Origin of the sequence: Psychrobacillus sp. L3 (assembly GCF_042945595.1) — a bacterium.
GTDB lineage: Bacteria > Bacillota > Bacilli > Bacillales_A > Planococcaceae > Psychrobacillus.
In genome coordinates this window covers 3,694,750-3,709,476 of the sequence record NZ_CP168493.1, presented here as the reverse complement: position 1 = coordinate 3,709,476, position 14,727 = coordinate 3,694,750, and the positions used below count along the sequence as shown (strand labels likewise).

The following is a 14,727-nucleotide window of genomic DNA, read 5'->3' as shown; positions in this document are numbered from 1 at the left end:
ACAAAGTCGGGTACTGATATAAAAGATATTTCAAAAATCCCAAACCCAATTGGTTTGGGATTTTTTTAATAATTAAAAGAGAGACTATAAATATTTCATTACTTGCTAAATGACAAAAAAGTAGGAAACCAACATAACAATAAAATAAAGTTGCAAATTATATATAAGTAAATTAGTATATAAGCAAATGGTTATATAGTGAATGAGGAGGTATATTATAGTGTTATCAACAATCGAAATAGAAAAAGCTGCAACAATTCTGAAGCTCTTGGGTGACAAAACAAGACTAACAATGATTAAAATGTTGGATTCGCATGATTATTGCGTTTGTGAATTTGTTGAAGTATTCAAAGTAAGTCAACCCGCTATAAGTCAACACATAAGAAAGTTAAAAGACGCTGGATTGGTGCGGGAAACAAGAAAAGGGCAATGGATTATCTATTCATTAAATAATGAAAGTGATGTGCATCAACTCATCCAGAGTATAATTCATCATCTTCCAAACCAAGATTTTCAACTACAAGAATTAGAACAGCAGGGATTACGTATTTCATGTGAGTAAATGGAGGTTAGTATTTTGTCACAAGTCATTTTAGCAGCATTGATTTTTATCGTAACGCTTATCTTTGTCATTTGGCAGCCAAAAGGTTTGAACATCGGTTGGTCAGCTTGCGGAGGAGCTATTATTGCGTTATTGGTAGGGGTAGTCGATTTCGGGGATGTGATAGAAGTTGTAGACATCACTTGGAATGCAACATTATCATTTATCGCGATAATCTTGATTTCTTTAATTTTAGATGAAATTGGTTTATTTGAATGGGCTGCCTTACATATGGCAAGTGCTGCAAAAAGTAGCGGTATTAAAATGTTCGTTTATGTCAGTGTTTTAGGAGCCACTGTCGCTGCCTTTTTTGCCAATGATGGGGCGGCTTTAATTTTGACACCTATTGTCTTAGCCATGGTTCGTAATTTAAATTTCAAAGAAAAGATGATCTTCCCCTTTATTATGGCGAGTGGTTTTATCGCGGATACAACTTCGCTACCTTTCGTGGTAAGTAACCTTGTTAACATTGTATCAGCAGATTTCTTTGGAATAGGCTTTGTTGAATACGCTTCAAGAATGATCATTCCTAATATATTTTCATTAATAGCAACTATCGGTATTCTATTATTCTATTTTAGAAAAAGTATACCAAGAACATTTGATTTAACGAAACTAAGAGAACCAAAAGAAGCGATTAGAGATATAAAAATGTTCCATCTGTCATGGTATGTTCTTGCTATTTTACTTATTGGTTATTTTACAAGCGAATTCATAAATATACCCGTTTCGATAGTTGCAGGAATTATAGCAATCTTCTTTATTGCAATGGCAAGAAGAAGTAAGGCTGTTGATACAAAAACAGTTATAAAAGGAGCTCCATGGAATATTGTGTTTTTCTCGATTGGGATGTATGTAGTTGTTTATGGGTTGGGGAATGCGGGTCTTACAAGTGTACTGGCTGGTGTAATCAAAGTAGCTGCCGAGCAAGGGCTATTCATCGCTACTATGTCGATGGGCTTCATTGCAGCTTTCTTATCTTCCCTAATGAATAATATGCCAACCGTAATGATTGACGCATTAGCCATAGCAGAAACAAATACTTCTGGTACTATTCGTGAAGCACTTGTTTACGCCAATGTCATTGGTTCCGATTTAGGACCAAAAATTACTCCAATCGGTTCCCTTGCAACGTTGGTATGGCTTCATGTTTTATCTCAGAAAGGGGTAAAAATTTCGTGGGGAATCTATTTTAAAACTGGTATTGTTCTAACAATTCCTATCCTATTCATTACTTTATTAGGTCTATATGTTTCATTACTATTTTTCTAAAAGGAGATTACTTAATAATGACTAAAAAAATAATTTACTTTTTATGTACAGGAAACTCATGCAGAAGCCAAATGGCAGAAGGTTGGGGAAAAAAATATTTAAGTAATGAGTGGGTAATTCAGAGCGCTGGAATTGAAGCACATGGTTTAAATCCTAATGCTGTCAAAGCAATGAAAGAAGCTGGTATTGATATTTCTACTCAAACTTCAGATGTTATTGATATGAATACATTGAATAATGCAGATTTTGTCGTTACATTATGTGGTGATGCTGCGGATAAATGTCCAATGACTCCCCCTCATGTAAAACGGGATCATTGGGGATTTGATGACCCTGCAAAAGCTCAAGGAACTGATGAAGAGAAATGGGCTACCTTTCAACGAATTTGTGATGAAATTGGGGAACGAATTAAGCATTTTGCTGAGACAGGTGAATAATTCACTCAGAATAAAGAATATTCTAAAACGCGTATCCTAGAAAACATAGGATACGCGTTTTTAAGTGTTATCTTCGGTATTTGGCTTGTAGATTGAAAATTTATTGATCTAATCCGACTAAACTACTTCTTCTTTCTAATAAAACATTATCTCTCCATTTCCCATTTAACTTTCCTATTTTCTTTCGTATCCCCACTTCTCTAAACCCATTTTTCTTATGCAAGTATAGGCTACGATTATTTTCAGGAAACATGGAAGCCTGTAAAGTCCAAAATCCTTGTTCTTCTGATAGATGAATCAAATTTTTCAAGAGTAAATCACCGACTCCTTTCCCATGTGCTGTGGGATGCACATAGATACTGACTTCTCCCACGCCAGAATAAGCTAAACGATCAGATATTGAAGTAAGTTTGCACCAACCTAATATATACTGTTCATCATGTACAATTAGCATGCATTCACTATTTGCTTTTAACATCCATTGTTCATACGTGTGCGGTGATTTGGTTTCGAATGTAGCTAAGCCACTGGCTATCCCATTTTCATATATACTTTTAATTTGTTCCCAATCATCTTTTTTAGCTTTTCTAATCATATAAACCATACTCATTCCCCCTGATATAAAGTATTTAATGAAATGTTAAACCAAATAGTTGCAAAGTGCAATTAAAAAGAGTATAAATAATATAAGAGGTGATGACATGGAAAACAAACGTGAACTATTTCAAGTGCTTACTCGTAGGTTTGGACTTCTAAATAAAAATTGTTGTTCAATTGGATCTATGGATATATCATCTGTGCAAAGTCACATTCTTTATGAAATTGATAAACAAACATCACCATCTATGCAACAAATTGCGGAAACAATCGCAATGGATATAACGACTTTTAGCAGACAAGTGCAGACGCTCATTAAAATGGAATTAGTAAACAAAACACCTTCTTCTAAAGACAAAAGGGTGTATATTTTATCCTTAACGGTACAAGGGAAATTCGTTGCTACTACCATTGACCAGTCGATGAATGCTTATTTAGAGGAAGTATTCTCGCATATGAACGAATTTGAAATAGAAACAGTTATTCGTTCTATAAAACTATTAAACCAAGCAATGTCAAAATCAAGTGTTTGTTGTACCCCTCTACTTTAAGCAAGTTAAATCTTGCTTAAAAAAACGCATAATACTTGCATAATGCAATCTTTTTTCGTTTATTTTGCTAATAACACTAATTTTATGGAGGTAAGAGGATGAATAACATTGAATTGAAACAAATTAACGTTAGAGGATGTTGTGGACCCAATACAAATTCAATTAACCAAGATGAATCGGTAACAAACAAGGAATTGCCTATTGCAATCATTGGTGCTGGTCCAGTAGGATTAGCAGCGGCTGCACATCTAGCAGATATTGGTGAACGATTTTTAATTTTAGAGTCAGGTGATAGTGTAGGAAGTAATATATTAAACTGGGCTCATGTAAGATTATTTTCACCGTGGCAATACAACATCGATAAAGTTGCAAAGGGACTTCTAGAAAAGCATGGGTGGACTTCTCCATCATTGAAAAAATTACCTTTAGGTAGTGAGCTAATAGAAGAATACTTGTTGCCTTTATCAAAGCTACCTGAAATAAAACCTTTTCTACTACTGAATACAAAAGTTAATTCCATAAGTAAAAAAGGTTTAGATAAAATGAAAACTTTAAATCGAGATAAATCACCCTTTGTTTTATATCTTGAGGAAAATGGACTGTCTAAAAAGATAGAAGTTAGGGCAGTAATTGATGCTACGGGAACTTGGTCAAATCCAAATCCAATAAATGCTGATAGCATTTGGACAAAAGAGGAAAAGGAATTAAAACAACATATTTATTATGGAATTCCTGATATACAGGGTGAGCATCAAGCAAGATACAAGGGAAAAAGAATCGCTGTTGTTGGAGGTGGTCATTCAGCCATAAACACGATTTTAGAATTATCACAACTAAACGATGAAGTAGATATTACATGGATAATGCGAAAGAAAAATGTAGCAGATGCATACGGTGGTGAAGAAAAAGACGCTCTTGAGGCAAGAGGTGAGTTGGGAAGTCGCATACATCAATTAGTGGACATTGGACGAGTAAAAGTCCATACTCCTTTTCTAATCCATCAACTAACAAAGAAAAATGATGGTATCGGAATAATTGGAGAATCTAATGGAAGAGAAATCACACTTCCTCTTGTTGATGAAATCATTGCAAATACAGGAAGCCGTCCTGATTTCTCTGTTTTAAGAGAAATTAGACTAAGTATAGATACTGCAACAGAAAGCGTTGAAGCTCTAGCATCATTAATTGACCCCAACCTTCATAGTTGTGGAACAGTACGTCCGCATGGTGAAGAGGAATTAAGACAGCCTGAAAAAGATTTTTATATTGTTGGAATGAAGAGTTATGGTCGAGCTCCAACATTCTTAATGGCAACTGGCTATGAACAAGTTAGATCGATTGTTGCTTATCTTTCGGGTGACTTTGTATCAGCTAAAAAAGTAGAACTAGATTTACCTGAAACAGGTGTATGTAGTATTAACTTGGTTTCACAAAGTTCTAGTCATTCATGTTGCAGAACAGAGACATCTAAATGTTAGGGTGAACAATCTGTGGGGGAGTTAATCCAAGGAGGATTAACTCTTCTTTTTGATGAACTTATTGAACTAAAGTAGCAGGTTAGTTGAAGAGTGCTGTTTAACTCGTGTTCAACAATCGGGTCAGATTGCGGAAAACATATAATTTTTTAGGATAGCCACTCTAATCATATGTAGCGTATTCAGTTAGCTTATCAAATTCTTTGTCAGAGATAAGATTATGAGAATACGACAAAACGCTATAATTAGCACCCTTATCTCCAGGTATTCGAATGGTCATACGAATCAATTTATATGGTGGGTTATGCGCCCCTTCAAACCCGATGACCCTTAACGAGACATCATATGGATCGTTTCCAGATATTTTTTCTATTCTCCCGTATTCAAATAACTGATTATCACCATAATTACTCATTATATCAAGGATAGTTCCATCAAGGCTCCTCATAAATGCTCTTTCCATTAAACTTGGGAATCGGTTTTGGGGTATTGCTTCAGTCTTTGGATTTGCTTCTGCGGCTGTTCCGTTAAAAATGAGTAAAAGAAAAGAAAAAGCGGATAATATAATTTTATTCATCAGTACACCACCTTTTGAAAGATATAATTCCCTTAATGATGGAGTTTATCCTTGTATCGAAGGGAATATATTTCATCAAACGGGCGAGATTGTTAAATAAACTTCACTTTTCTTGTTCAACTAACGGGTGCTTTAGTTTAAGTGTAACTCTTCACAATCTCAATAGAGAACCTATTATAACTTACGAGAAGCCACGAGAAACATTTTTAACGACTTCGGAGGTATATTTGTATGGATTACTTACAAAGTTGCTTAAATCAAAAAAAGAAGGTGTGGGTTTGAAATAAAGTTCGACCGTTTATAAAAAAGATTAACTGTTTATAAAAAAGTTGCACAGTTTTACCCCTTTGGATATGCTTTGTCTAAAGGGCCTTTTTTGGTAAAAATAACATGGCATTACTCCGCAATCGGGCCAGTTAATAGAATAAGGGAAAGGATTATTAGTGGCAAATCAAAGTGGTTTGATCAGAATATATTTTTGTTCATAAAACGGGTTTAGTATTCCAAAAATTTATTGAAGAAAGAACACACGTTTACTAAAATAAAGTGAACGACAAAGGGGGAGTTTGATGAGTAACATAATGCTTCGGAATGTGATTGGGGATGACCTTCCTATTTTTTTCAAGCACCAACAGAGCAGTGAAGCAAACCATATGGCTGCCTTTACGAGTAAGGACCCCAGTGATTGGGATAGCTTCACTACACACTGGTACAAAATTCTTACGGATAAGGATATTATTAAGCAGACGATCATTGTCGAAAATAAAGTGGTTGGGCATATTTCACGTTTCGAGCAGTTCGGAGAACCAGAGGTTAGCTTTTGGATTGGAAAGGAATATTGGGGCAAGGAAATCGCAACCAACGCTTTACGGGAATTTCTAAATTACGTTACAATTCGCCCCCTTTATGCTCGTGCCGCGAAAGACAATGCTGGATCCCTCAAGGTTCTAGAGAAATGTGGATTCACGATTACTGGTGAGGACAGCGGGTTTTCCAATGCACGTGGCGAAGATGTGGAGGAGTTTATTCTTACCCTCAATTAAAGAAATCTAAAAGTAGGGTGCTTTAATGGAATAACACACGTAGAAAATGTTCGAGGAAAATAAAGTATTAGAATATCGATGAGGCATTAAGCTAACGGGCAGTTTAAATTAGCAATCCATAAGAAACAACCCAAGCTGAAATGTGCTAAAAAGGTTAATGTAAATATCCCTCATGAACAAAGGAGAACTGAAAATGAGAAAACTCGTTCTATTTTTGCACGCATCGCTTGACGGTTTTGTAGAAGGCCCGAACGGTGAAATGGACATTGGCTGGGTTTCCTACGATGCTGATTTGGAGAAACACGCGAAAGAAATTCTGAGTACTGCCGACACTGTCATTTGGGGACGGGGGACTTATCAGATGATGCACAGTTACTGGCCATCTGTGCCTTCGAACCCATCGGCTTCGCAGTATGAACGGAATCATGCCGAGTGGATCGAAAAGACAGCCAAAATCGTTTTTTCCACGACGCTGGAGAAAGTCGAATGGAATAATTCTAGACTGGTGAAAGAAGATGTCGAAGAAGAGATCAAGAACCTCAAACAGCAGCCAGGCAAGGATATGGTCATACTCGGCAGTCCTAGGTTCGCACACTACCTTATGCAGTTTGATTTAATAGATGAGTATAAAATTACGGTTTCTCCCGTCCTGATCGGCAGCGGGTTGCCGTTATTCCAAGGTCTCAAGGAGAAGATCAATCTTAAACTTATCGAAAATAAGACCTTTGATTCTGGAGCCATAGGTCTCATTTACCAGACGGTTAGATGACCTTGTCTCCCTAAAGTAGATTACGCTATCGAGTACGATAGTTCAATAAAACAGTGGCAGTCTAGGACTTTATTTTCTCGTCCAAGGCTGCCGCTGTTTCTATTTTTGGTGTCAGTCGAATACTTATTTTTTGAAGTCTGGAGGTTTTATAATTTGAAAAGCCGCTTGGGATAGACACATTCTGTCTAATACTTTATTTTCTTATGACAGAAAATGATCAAACTTTTTTATAAAAATTCCATCTGGATACAAAATTTTAGAATCCATTTTGATCAATCTTTTTTTCAAAATGAATTCTTCTATTTACCATAAAGTAGGGGTTCTATTAACATTTTTGATCAAACTTTATTTCAAAGCTACAATTTTTGTTAAATGACAACAAAGTCGGGTACTGAACAACAAAGTTGAGAACTGAAATTTTAATCAATAACCCCCCTTTGTTAATTGAATTAGAAAAGTTCAATCCATGTTATTCGGATTGAGCTTTTTGAACAAGTTGTAAATTTAACATTTTATAGTGAGAGCATTTCTTTGTAATAAGAAATGTATTTTATTTTTGTCAAAATTAAAAGGATATTTAAATAACAAAAATAATATGATGTAAAACAATATAGATTTATTGCGAAACGATAAATGGTGAGTTAAGTTTATATTGTCATTAAATAATTGAGGTGCTTAATATGAATGTTAAACGAGGTTCAACCACTTTCTTAAAGTTAATTATTTTTATGGCTGGAATTGCAGTTCTTGCTTTATGTATATTTTTAGTGCCCCATATGGAGAATTTCGCATCAAAATTGTATCCAAATATTGCCCCATTGAAATATCTCATTTTCATCGTGATGTATGGAGCGGCTGTGCCTTTTTACTTTGCTCTCTATCAGGCTTTCAATCTTTTACGGTACATTGACGAAAACACAGCGTTCTCGGAATTATCTGTAAAGTCGTTAATGAACATAAAGTGCTGTGCGATTACAATCAGTGGTTTGTATGTATTAGGTTTGCCACTCTTCCGTTTTATAGCTAAGAAAGTTGACCCTCCTATTGGATTAATGGGACTCATCATCATTTTTTCTTCGTTGGTTATCGCCGTTTTTGCTGCTATCCTCCAACGGCTTCTACAAGAAGCGATCAACATAAAATCAGAAAATGATTTGACGGTCTGAGGTGGATAATATGGCAATTATTATTAATATTGATGTGATGTTAGCAAAACGAAAAATGAGTGTAACGGAGCTTTCGGAGAGGATTGGAATTACTATGGAAAATATTTCTGTTCTGAAAAATGGGAAAGCAAAAGCGGTTCGTTTTTCAACATTAGAAGCAATATGTAAGACTTTGGATTGTCAGCCAGGTGATATTTTGGAGTACATAAGCGACGAAGACACTCAATAAAAACAGACAACAAATTTATTTAACTAACGGGAGTTGAAAGAGAATTTAAGGGATAGCTTAATTGCTATCCCTTCTTTTCGTTTATTGATGTCAGTGAAAAAAATATAATGTGATTTGCAATGTTTGCACCTCAAATGGGAACCCGTTAAGAAAAACTTGGTTCCTTTTTAATTTGATAATTCTTATCAGTACCTGACTTAATTGTAACTGAACAATTCACCGATTAAAGCTCCTTGCTGTAAAGTCGACGCCGAGAAATGGCGAGTTAGATAATCTAAAATGGATTCTTTGTCCCTATCGTTTAAAGAAAAAATATCAGCTATTATGTTCGCTAAAGTCATTTGAATTGCCCCTTTTGTAATTTATACAGTAAGGATCCCAAAAAAAGATTATGATTTGTTCGAAATATACCAATAAATTTAATGTAGCTTTTTTTAAAGACCAATTGAGACAAAAGTATATTCAACTATCTTCAGAAATGAGGCGCTTTCCTGTAAAAAAGGAACAGTGTTTATTTTTATTTTAGGGCAAGATTGATAAGATCAATTCATTTTATTCAGTTATAATTCATGAATTAAATAGTTGGAAATTTTAGAGAGCTAATGATGAGTTAAAAGTTGTTTTATTTAGTAACACCAAGATTGTAAAAATAAATTAGGATCTCCCCTTGTTCGAATTGGATTTGCTATGGCGGTGTTATTTTATTAGCGATGTACTTATTTTTTAATAAGTTTAGATCACTTATGGTTAGTAACGATCCTCTCGTTTTCATAACTTGGACAAAAATTAACAACAAAATTGGCCATACTATACTTTTTGATTGCAATTGAAACTTTAATCTTATAAGATACTAAACGTGGTTCAGTTAAAGTGGTTCAATTAAAGTACTTTAATTTAATTAATAATGAAATAACAAATAGATATTTAGAAAGGGATTACAATATGAAATTTACAGAGTTTTTGAAGAGTAAAGGTGCCATAGGCTCTATATTTATGGGTGTTTTTTATGCAGTGTGTATGTTAGGAATCTTTTTGCCAGGTTATACAGCAATTCCTGGGAATATCGATCAATTACCGATTGCCATTATTAATGATGATGTAGGAGAATCTGGAGCTCAAATTACAGAGAGCTTAGTAGAACAACTCCCATTTGAGAATATAAAAACAAACATTTCGAATAAAGCGGCTTTAAAAAATTTAGAAGATAACGAATTAGCTTTAGTTATCCATATTCCAGAAACATTTTCAGCTGATTTACGAAATAGTGATGTATCATCAAGCATTGATTTCACTCTCAACGAAGCAGGGGCAACAGTTGTATCATCTTCTATGACACAAGTTGTTTCTCAAATTAATGAGCAATTAAGTGGCCAATTCTCACAGCAAACAGCACAAGGTATTTTAATGAACTTTAATGTACCAGAAGAGCAAGCAAAAGAAATGGCTGAGCTGATTGAAAACAGTTATGTAGGTAATGTTGTTAAAATTAATGACATTCCAGATGGTATGCATAACAATATGTTACCAATGTTCTTAACTATGTCCTTATATGTAGGGGCGATGATTGCGGCGATGCAATTAGTTGGAGCGTTTAAAGTAAATCGCGGGAGAGCTACGAAAACACGTTTATTCATTTATGTACAATTAACAGCAATCCTTATTGGTGTTATTGCTGGTTTAGCTTCAGCAGGTATAGCGTTTGGTATCAATGATTTAAGCGGAGATTTATTCTTCCAAATTTGGGGACAACAAATCCTGAACTATTGGGTATGCTTTAACTTCACAGCAATTGTAGTATTCTTAATTGGTGAAGCAGGCATGATCTTAAATATCCCAATTTTATTAGTTCAAACGATTGCTAATGGTGCAACGATTTCACGTGATATGATGTATGCACCTTATGAGTGGGCGAGCCATATTACACCGATGTATTATTCAGTGCAAGCTTACTTTGCGAATATTTTTGGTAGTACAAGTGTAAGCCCTTATTTGTTAGGGTTAGCTTTAGTTGGTATAGTAGCGATGCTAATTAACATTGTTATCGTTTGGATCTTACACAAGCCAGTGCTAGTAGAGGATTCAAGAGAATCTGCAAAAGTTTAAATTCTGCTGAAGTAAATGATTAGTTTTGATACAATAGAACTAATATTTGCCTAAGGAGCTGAAATAATGGCAATTCAAATTTTCATTCTGACTAAGCTTATGGAAGAAAATAATTACCCTTATAAATTGAAAAAACAAATCTCAGAATTACAGCCACTTGATACGATAAATGGTCTAACTGAAAGCAAGTTATATTACCATTTTGAATCATTAGCGAAGCAAGGCTTCATTGAGGCAAAAGAAATCATTAAAGAAGAGCATCGACCAGATAAACAAGTATTTGCAATCACTGAAAAAGGCCGAGAAATATTACCGAAAAAAATCTATAAACTCTTTGAAAATGCAGACACAATCGGTAGTATGGTCATTGGTTTAGCCAATATGAAATATGTGGATCGAGATAAAGTCATCGGTATATTAGAAAAAAAGGTAAATGAGATAAAAACGACTTGGGACAAGATGTCTAAATTTGAGAGACAACATTTTATGGAACCAGGGAAAGAAGTATTAGCAGACTTTATTGGGGATTATGCAAACTATAGAGTAAACTCTTCAATACAGTATTTTGAGAGATTAATTAACCATATTCAAAAAGAGGAAATATAGGAAGAAGGCTATTTACAGAGGATTGTAAATAGCCTTCTTTTTATTATTTTTAAGTGATATTAACCTTTACCATCTCGATTACTTTGTAGTGCCATTTGATTGTAACATTTTACTACTTTTATTTTACATGGAGGTTCAGTAAAAGTAGATTTTACTTCAATAATACTATGAGTTAGTTTTATATCAAACAGAAAAATGATCAAACTTTTTTATAAAAACTAAACCTACATTTTCAAACGAAGAATCCATTTTGATCAAACTTTTTTCAAAATGGATTTTTTCGTTTGTTGCTATATAATTCTTCAAGTAATATTTTTAATCTAACTTTATTCCAATTCTTTATATGCACTTAAAACCCAGGTGGTTTCATCTTAAAAAAGTGCAATAGTTTTATCGAGTATGCCCGTAATATCAAGGAATACGATGATAATGATTAGAGGGATAATGTACTTCATAATGAAGAGCCAAATATTAAATGCAGAAGATCCTAAACGAGAATGTTGTAATAGTTCTTCTCGTAAAGTACTTTTCTTAATCTTCAATGGTATGAAAATAGAGATTAAGAACACACCTAGTGGCATTAAAATATTACTAACTAAATAATCAGCTGAGTCAAAAATATTCTTCGAGAAGATTAAAATATAAGCAAATACGCTATAGGATAATGCTGAAGGAACACCTACTGCGAAAATTAAAACACCAATAAAATAGGCATATTTTGTTCGTTGGCGAATAAAAATAATGCTAAAAACCCTAATAAGAAAGCTTCACCAAAAATAATTTGATCAAAGACAGCAGGTAGTACAATAAATAATAATCCAGGGCCTTAATTTCAGGTACCGGGTTCTAACACAACTCTGAATTCAATGGGAACCTGGTACACGGTATTTAATATCCCCCCAAAAAAAGGGTGTACGTTTGCATATAGTTCAACTAAAATTATGATACTTTTCAACAAACCTCCCTCTATAAACATTGAGGTATCAACGTTTATAGAGGGAGGTTAGTTGTTGATTTAAAATAAAGTCGCGATGTAAAAAAAAGATGTGCTGCTTAGAATTAAGTCACGATGTTCGCAAAAAAGTTTGTTGCTTTATCACTTTGGTTATGATTGGTTTTTTGTATTATTATGCCAAAAATTTCATTTACCTATTATTAGGTTTAATAAATTATACAAATCATTCTTGGTCTTAATCACTAGAACTTTTTCTGTGTATGGTTTAAGAATGTTTAATATACTTTCTCGCTCATAATTTTGATAATCTGTATTCCATGGAAACATCATCTTTAGTAGCTTTAATGAAGGTGTATTATGGGTTTTCTCAAGACCTAATTTCTGAAATATATATCTTTTTATGATTTGAATAATTCTTTTATTGTTTTTTCAATATACCTAAATATTCTTTCCAAGGGCCAACGTCCGCTCTGTATCTCTCAGCCATTACCCTTACGATTTGAGCAATATGCGTTAAATCATGAGCAACCCACGTAGAAAGCAATTCTCTTAACTTCACTACACCAAATGCAGGATGTAACCCCGTCAATTCAAGATGCAATTCAGGTTCAATAAGAACCTTAAGTCTGGTTATATTTTGCGTTCTAATCGTTTTAAATTCAAGTAACTTTTGTTCAATAGATCTTTCAGACCTTTCATTTAAGTGAAAATAACGATCAAATGGGGGAAAAAATTTATTTTCACCTTCCTGAAGAATAATTTCTATCCTTGGTATCCAATTATTTTTCTCTCCCTCAATGAAGTGCTCAATTACTTCTGTGACATTCCAGGTTCCTTCCCCTTCATTGCATTGCAACCATTCATCAGATAAACCAGATAAAAAACATTCCAATGTATGTGGTGTACGCTCCAAAACCTCAATGGCTTCTTTCAAATTAAAATTCATAATACTGCTCCTTTCTATGATTAATCACGAGCTACTCTCTCTACTCCTGCTGTTCAATCACACCCGTTGGTAAGTTTTCAGGTGCCAGGTTCTAACATAATTCCGAATCGAATGAGAACCTGGTACCTAACATTACCTAACATTACCTAACATTATCCGTTTGAACAAACATTGACAACATGTATACGTTTGTATACAATTCTATATATCTAATTGTATACAATTGTATACAAAGAAAGGTGATTTATTATGAGAAATGAAAAAATCAAGGACTTTAAGAGTGAGGGGCATCATCGTGGTGAGCGTTACAGAGGAAGAGATGGTTCACATGGACCGAAAACATTTCGTCGAGGTAGAGCAATTGCTTTTTTAGAGAGGATGAATCTTAAACGTTCAACCATTATGGAACAGTTAGATAAACCAGAGTTTCAATCTATTCAACCAATTTTAGTCGGTGAATTAAAAGCCATGGACATGGTAATAAACGAATTTGTTCAGTTATTTGAAATTCATGAGAACGAGACAATGGAAACACCCAAAGATAATGAAGGAGAAGAAAATTTGGTGGAGGATAGTGAAAAGTCTTTAGATAATAATGAGGAAGGAATTGAATTTAATGAAACAAATTAACAGCTATATTGATTCAGTGTTTCATAATCAGGATGCACTTTTGGAGGAAGTCATTTCGTCCATCGAAGAAAACGGAATGCCTTCCATATCGGTATCTCCTTCCTCTGGAAAACTTCTAACCATGCTTATATCAATTTCAGGGGCTAAAAATGTTCTTGAAATAGGTGCTCTTGGTGGCTATAGCGGAATTTGCCTTGCTAGAGGATTTGATAGAGAAGGAAAATTAACTTCCCTTGAATTAGAGGAGAGATATGCACAGTTAGCGCATAGCAATTTATCTAAAGCCGGCTTTGGAGATCAAGTATCATACATTACCGGAGCAGCATTGCAGAGTCTTGAAAAACTAGTTGGGGATAATAAGCGATTTGATTTTTTCTTTATTGACGCGGATAAAGATAATTATGAAAATTACTTAGAATATTGTATTAGTCTAGCAGATTCGGGTGCTTTAATAGTTACTGATAACGTACTTGCAGGTGGTAGCGTAGCAGACCAAGGGGCTAAACCTAAACGTTATACTGAGTTAATGAAGAAATTCAATGAAATTGTGGCTAATCATCCTCAATTAGAATCTGTTATTATTCCAATCGGTGATGGGATGACTATTTCAAAAGTCAAGAAATAAAAAAGACAACGAGTGGCATTAATTTTTATTGGCTTGTTCTACGTATTAAAGACACCGATGGAGCTGTTCATTAATGACGAGCATAAGAAGTGATTAAATTTTTTTCTGAATGTTTTTTCTTTTATCATCAAAGAAGGGTTTGTTA

General features: G+C 34.3%; 17 protein-coding genes and 1 pseudogene. 13 read left to right on the top strand and 5 right to left on the bottom strand.

All coding sequences use genetic code 11. The features are described 5' to 3' along the window. Positions 1 to 217 precede the first annotated feature (217 nt). Genes ACEPXD_RS18565 through arsC form a run of 3 tightly spaced genes read left to right on the top strand, consistent with a single transcriptional unit; the run spans position 218 to position 2,310 of the window. On the top strand, positions 218 to 562 hold the full coding sequence (locus tag ACEPXD_RS18565) for an ArsR/SmtB family transcription factor (protein WP_391123375.1): 345 nt from the start codon (positions 218 to 220) through the stop codon (positions 560 to 562). Then, complete coding sequence (locus tag ACEPXD_RS18560) at positions 563 to 1,873, top strand: arsenic transporter (protein WP_391118365.1); 1,311 nt, start codon at positions 563 to 565, stop codon at positions 1,871 to 1,873. Between the two features lie 17 nt (positions 1,874 to 1,890). Then, a complete protein-coding gene (gene arsC / locus ACEPXD_RS18555) occupies positions 1,891 to 2,310 on the top strand; it encodes an arsenate reductase (thioredoxin) (protein WP_391118363.1) in 420 nt (139 codons plus the stop codon). A 100-nt stretch (positions 2,311 to 2,410) separates the two neighbouring features. Here the strand turns inward: arsC and ACEPXD_RS18550 are convergent, their stop codons facing one another. Continuing rightward, the gene (locus ACEPXD_RS18550) at positions 2,411 to 2,914 is read right to left on the bottom strand and encodes a GNAT family N-acetyltransferase (protein WP_391118360.1); all 504 of its coding nucleotides are present in this window, start codon (positions 2,912 to 2,914) and stop codon (positions 2,411 to 2,413) included. A gap of 97 nt (positions 2,915 to 3,011) precedes the next feature. On the opposite strand from ACEPXD_RS18550, the gene ACEPXD_RS18545 reads away from it, so the two are divergent. Then, the gene (locus ACEPXD_RS18545) at positions 3,012 to 3,458 is read left to right on the top strand and encodes a MarR family winged helix-turn-helix transcriptional regulator (RefSeq protein ID WP_391118358.1); all 447 of its coding nucleotides are present in this window, start codon (positions 3,012 to 3,014) and stop codon (positions 3,456 to 3,458) included. 98 nt (positions 3,459 to 3,556) lie between these two features. Next, positions 3,557 to 4,936, top strand: coding sequence for an NAD(P)-binding domain-containing protein (locus tag ACEPXD_RS18540; RefSeq protein ID WP_391118356.1), 1,380 nt, complete (start codon positions 3,557 to 3,559; stop codon positions 4,934 to 4,936). 160 nt (positions 4,937 to 5,096) lie between these two features. Here the strand turns inward: ACEPXD_RS18540 and ACEPXD_RS18535 are convergent, their stop codons facing one another. Beyond that, positions 5,097 to 5,510 (bottom strand): hypothetical protein, encoded by a 414-nt coding sequence (locus tag ACEPXD_RS18535; protein WP_391118354.1) that lies wholly within the window; start codon positions 5,508 to 5,510, stop codon positions 5,097 to 5,099. 569 nt (positions 5,511 to 6,079) lie between these two features. Here ACEPXD_RS18535 and ACEPXD_RS18530 point away from each other — a divergent pair. The 4 genes from ACEPXD_RS18530 to ACEPXD_RS18515 all read left to right on the top strand — a co-directional run bounded on the left by ACEPXD_RS18530 (position 6,080) and on the right by ACEPXD_RS18515 (position 8,717). After that, on the top strand, positions 6,080 to 6,553 hold the full coding sequence (locus ACEPXD_RS18530; protein ID WP_391118352.1) for a GNAT family N-acetyltransferase: 474 nt from the start codon (positions 6,080 to 6,082) through the stop codon (positions 6,551 to 6,553). A 193-nt stretch (positions 6,554 to 6,746) separates the two neighbouring features. Continuing rightward, complete coding sequence (locus ACEPXD_RS18525) at positions 6,747 to 7,322, top strand: dihydrofolate reductase family protein (RefSeq protein WP_391118350.1); 576 nt, start codon at positions 6,747 to 6,749, stop codon at positions 7,320 to 7,322. A 680-nt stretch (positions 7,323 to 8,002) separates the two neighbouring features. After that, positions 8,003 to 8,488 (top strand): DUF2975 domain-containing protein, encoded by a 486-nt coding sequence (locus ACEPXD_RS18520; protein ID WP_391118348.1) that lies wholly within the window; start codon positions 8,003 to 8,005, stop codon positions 8,486 to 8,488. 10 nt (positions 8,489 to 8,498) lie between these two features. Then, positions 8,499 to 8,717, top strand: coding sequence for a helix-turn-helix domain-containing protein (locus ACEPXD_RS18515; protein ID WP_391118347.1), 219 nt, complete (start codon positions 8,499 to 8,501; stop codon positions 8,715 to 8,717). A gap of 212 nt (positions 8,718 to 8,929) precedes the next feature. Here the strand turns inward: ACEPXD_RS18515 and ACEPXD_RS18510 are convergent. Beyond that, positions 8,930 to 9,058 (bottom strand): annotated as a pseudogene (locus ACEPXD_RS18510) (IS1595 family transposase); the annotation flags it as partial. A 601-nt stretch (positions 9,059 to 9,659) separates the two neighbouring features. Here ACEPXD_RS18510 and ACEPXD_RS18505 point away from each other — a divergent pair. Then, on the top strand, positions 9,660 to 10,820 hold the full coding sequence (locus tag ACEPXD_RS18505; RefSeq protein ID WP_391118345.1) for a YhgE/Pip domain-containing protein: 1,161 nt from the start codon (positions 9,660 to 9,662) through the stop codon (positions 10,818 to 10,820). Between the two features lie 66 nt (positions 10,821 to 10,886). Further along, positions 10,887 to 11,426, top strand: a complete 540-nt coding sequence (locus ACEPXD_RS18500; protein ID WP_391118343.1) for a PadR family transcriptional regulator — start codon at positions 10,887 to 10,889, stop codon at positions 11,424 to 11,426. A gap of 371 nt (positions 11,427 to 11,797) precedes the next feature. Here ACEPXD_RS18500 and ACEPXD_RS18495 read toward each other — a convergent pair whose 3' ends face one another. After that, positions 11,798 to 11,968, bottom strand: a complete 171-nt coding sequence (locus tag ACEPXD_RS18495; RefSeq protein WP_391118341.1) for a hypothetical protein — start codon at positions 11,966 to 11,968, stop codon at positions 11,798 to 11,800. Between the two features lie 831 nt (positions 11,969 to 12,799). After that, a complete protein-coding gene (locus tag ACEPXD_RS18490; RefSeq protein WP_391118339.1) occupies positions 12,800 to 13,327 on the bottom strand; it encodes a DinB family protein in 528 nt (175 codons plus the stop codon). A 249-nt stretch (positions 13,328 to 13,576) separates the two neighbouring features. On the opposite strand from ACEPXD_RS18490, the gene ACEPXD_RS18485 reads away from it, so the two are divergent. Together ACEPXD_RS18485 and ACEPXD_RS18480 are read left to right on the top strand one after the other, a co-directional pair. Next, entirely contained in the window at positions 13,577 to 13,957 is a 381-nt protein-coding gene (locus tag ACEPXD_RS18485; RefSeq protein ID WP_391118337.1) for a hypothetical protein, read from the top strand. Then, on the top strand, positions 13,944 to 14,582 hold the full coding sequence (locus ACEPXD_RS18480; protein WP_391118335.1) for an O-methyltransferase: 639 nt from the start codon (positions 13,944 to 13,946) through the stop codon (positions 14,580 to 14,582). Before ACEPXD_RS18485 ends, ACEPXD_RS18480 begins: the two co-directional genes overlap by 14 nt. The last annotated feature ends 145 nt before the right edge of the window (positions 14,583 to 14,727 follow it).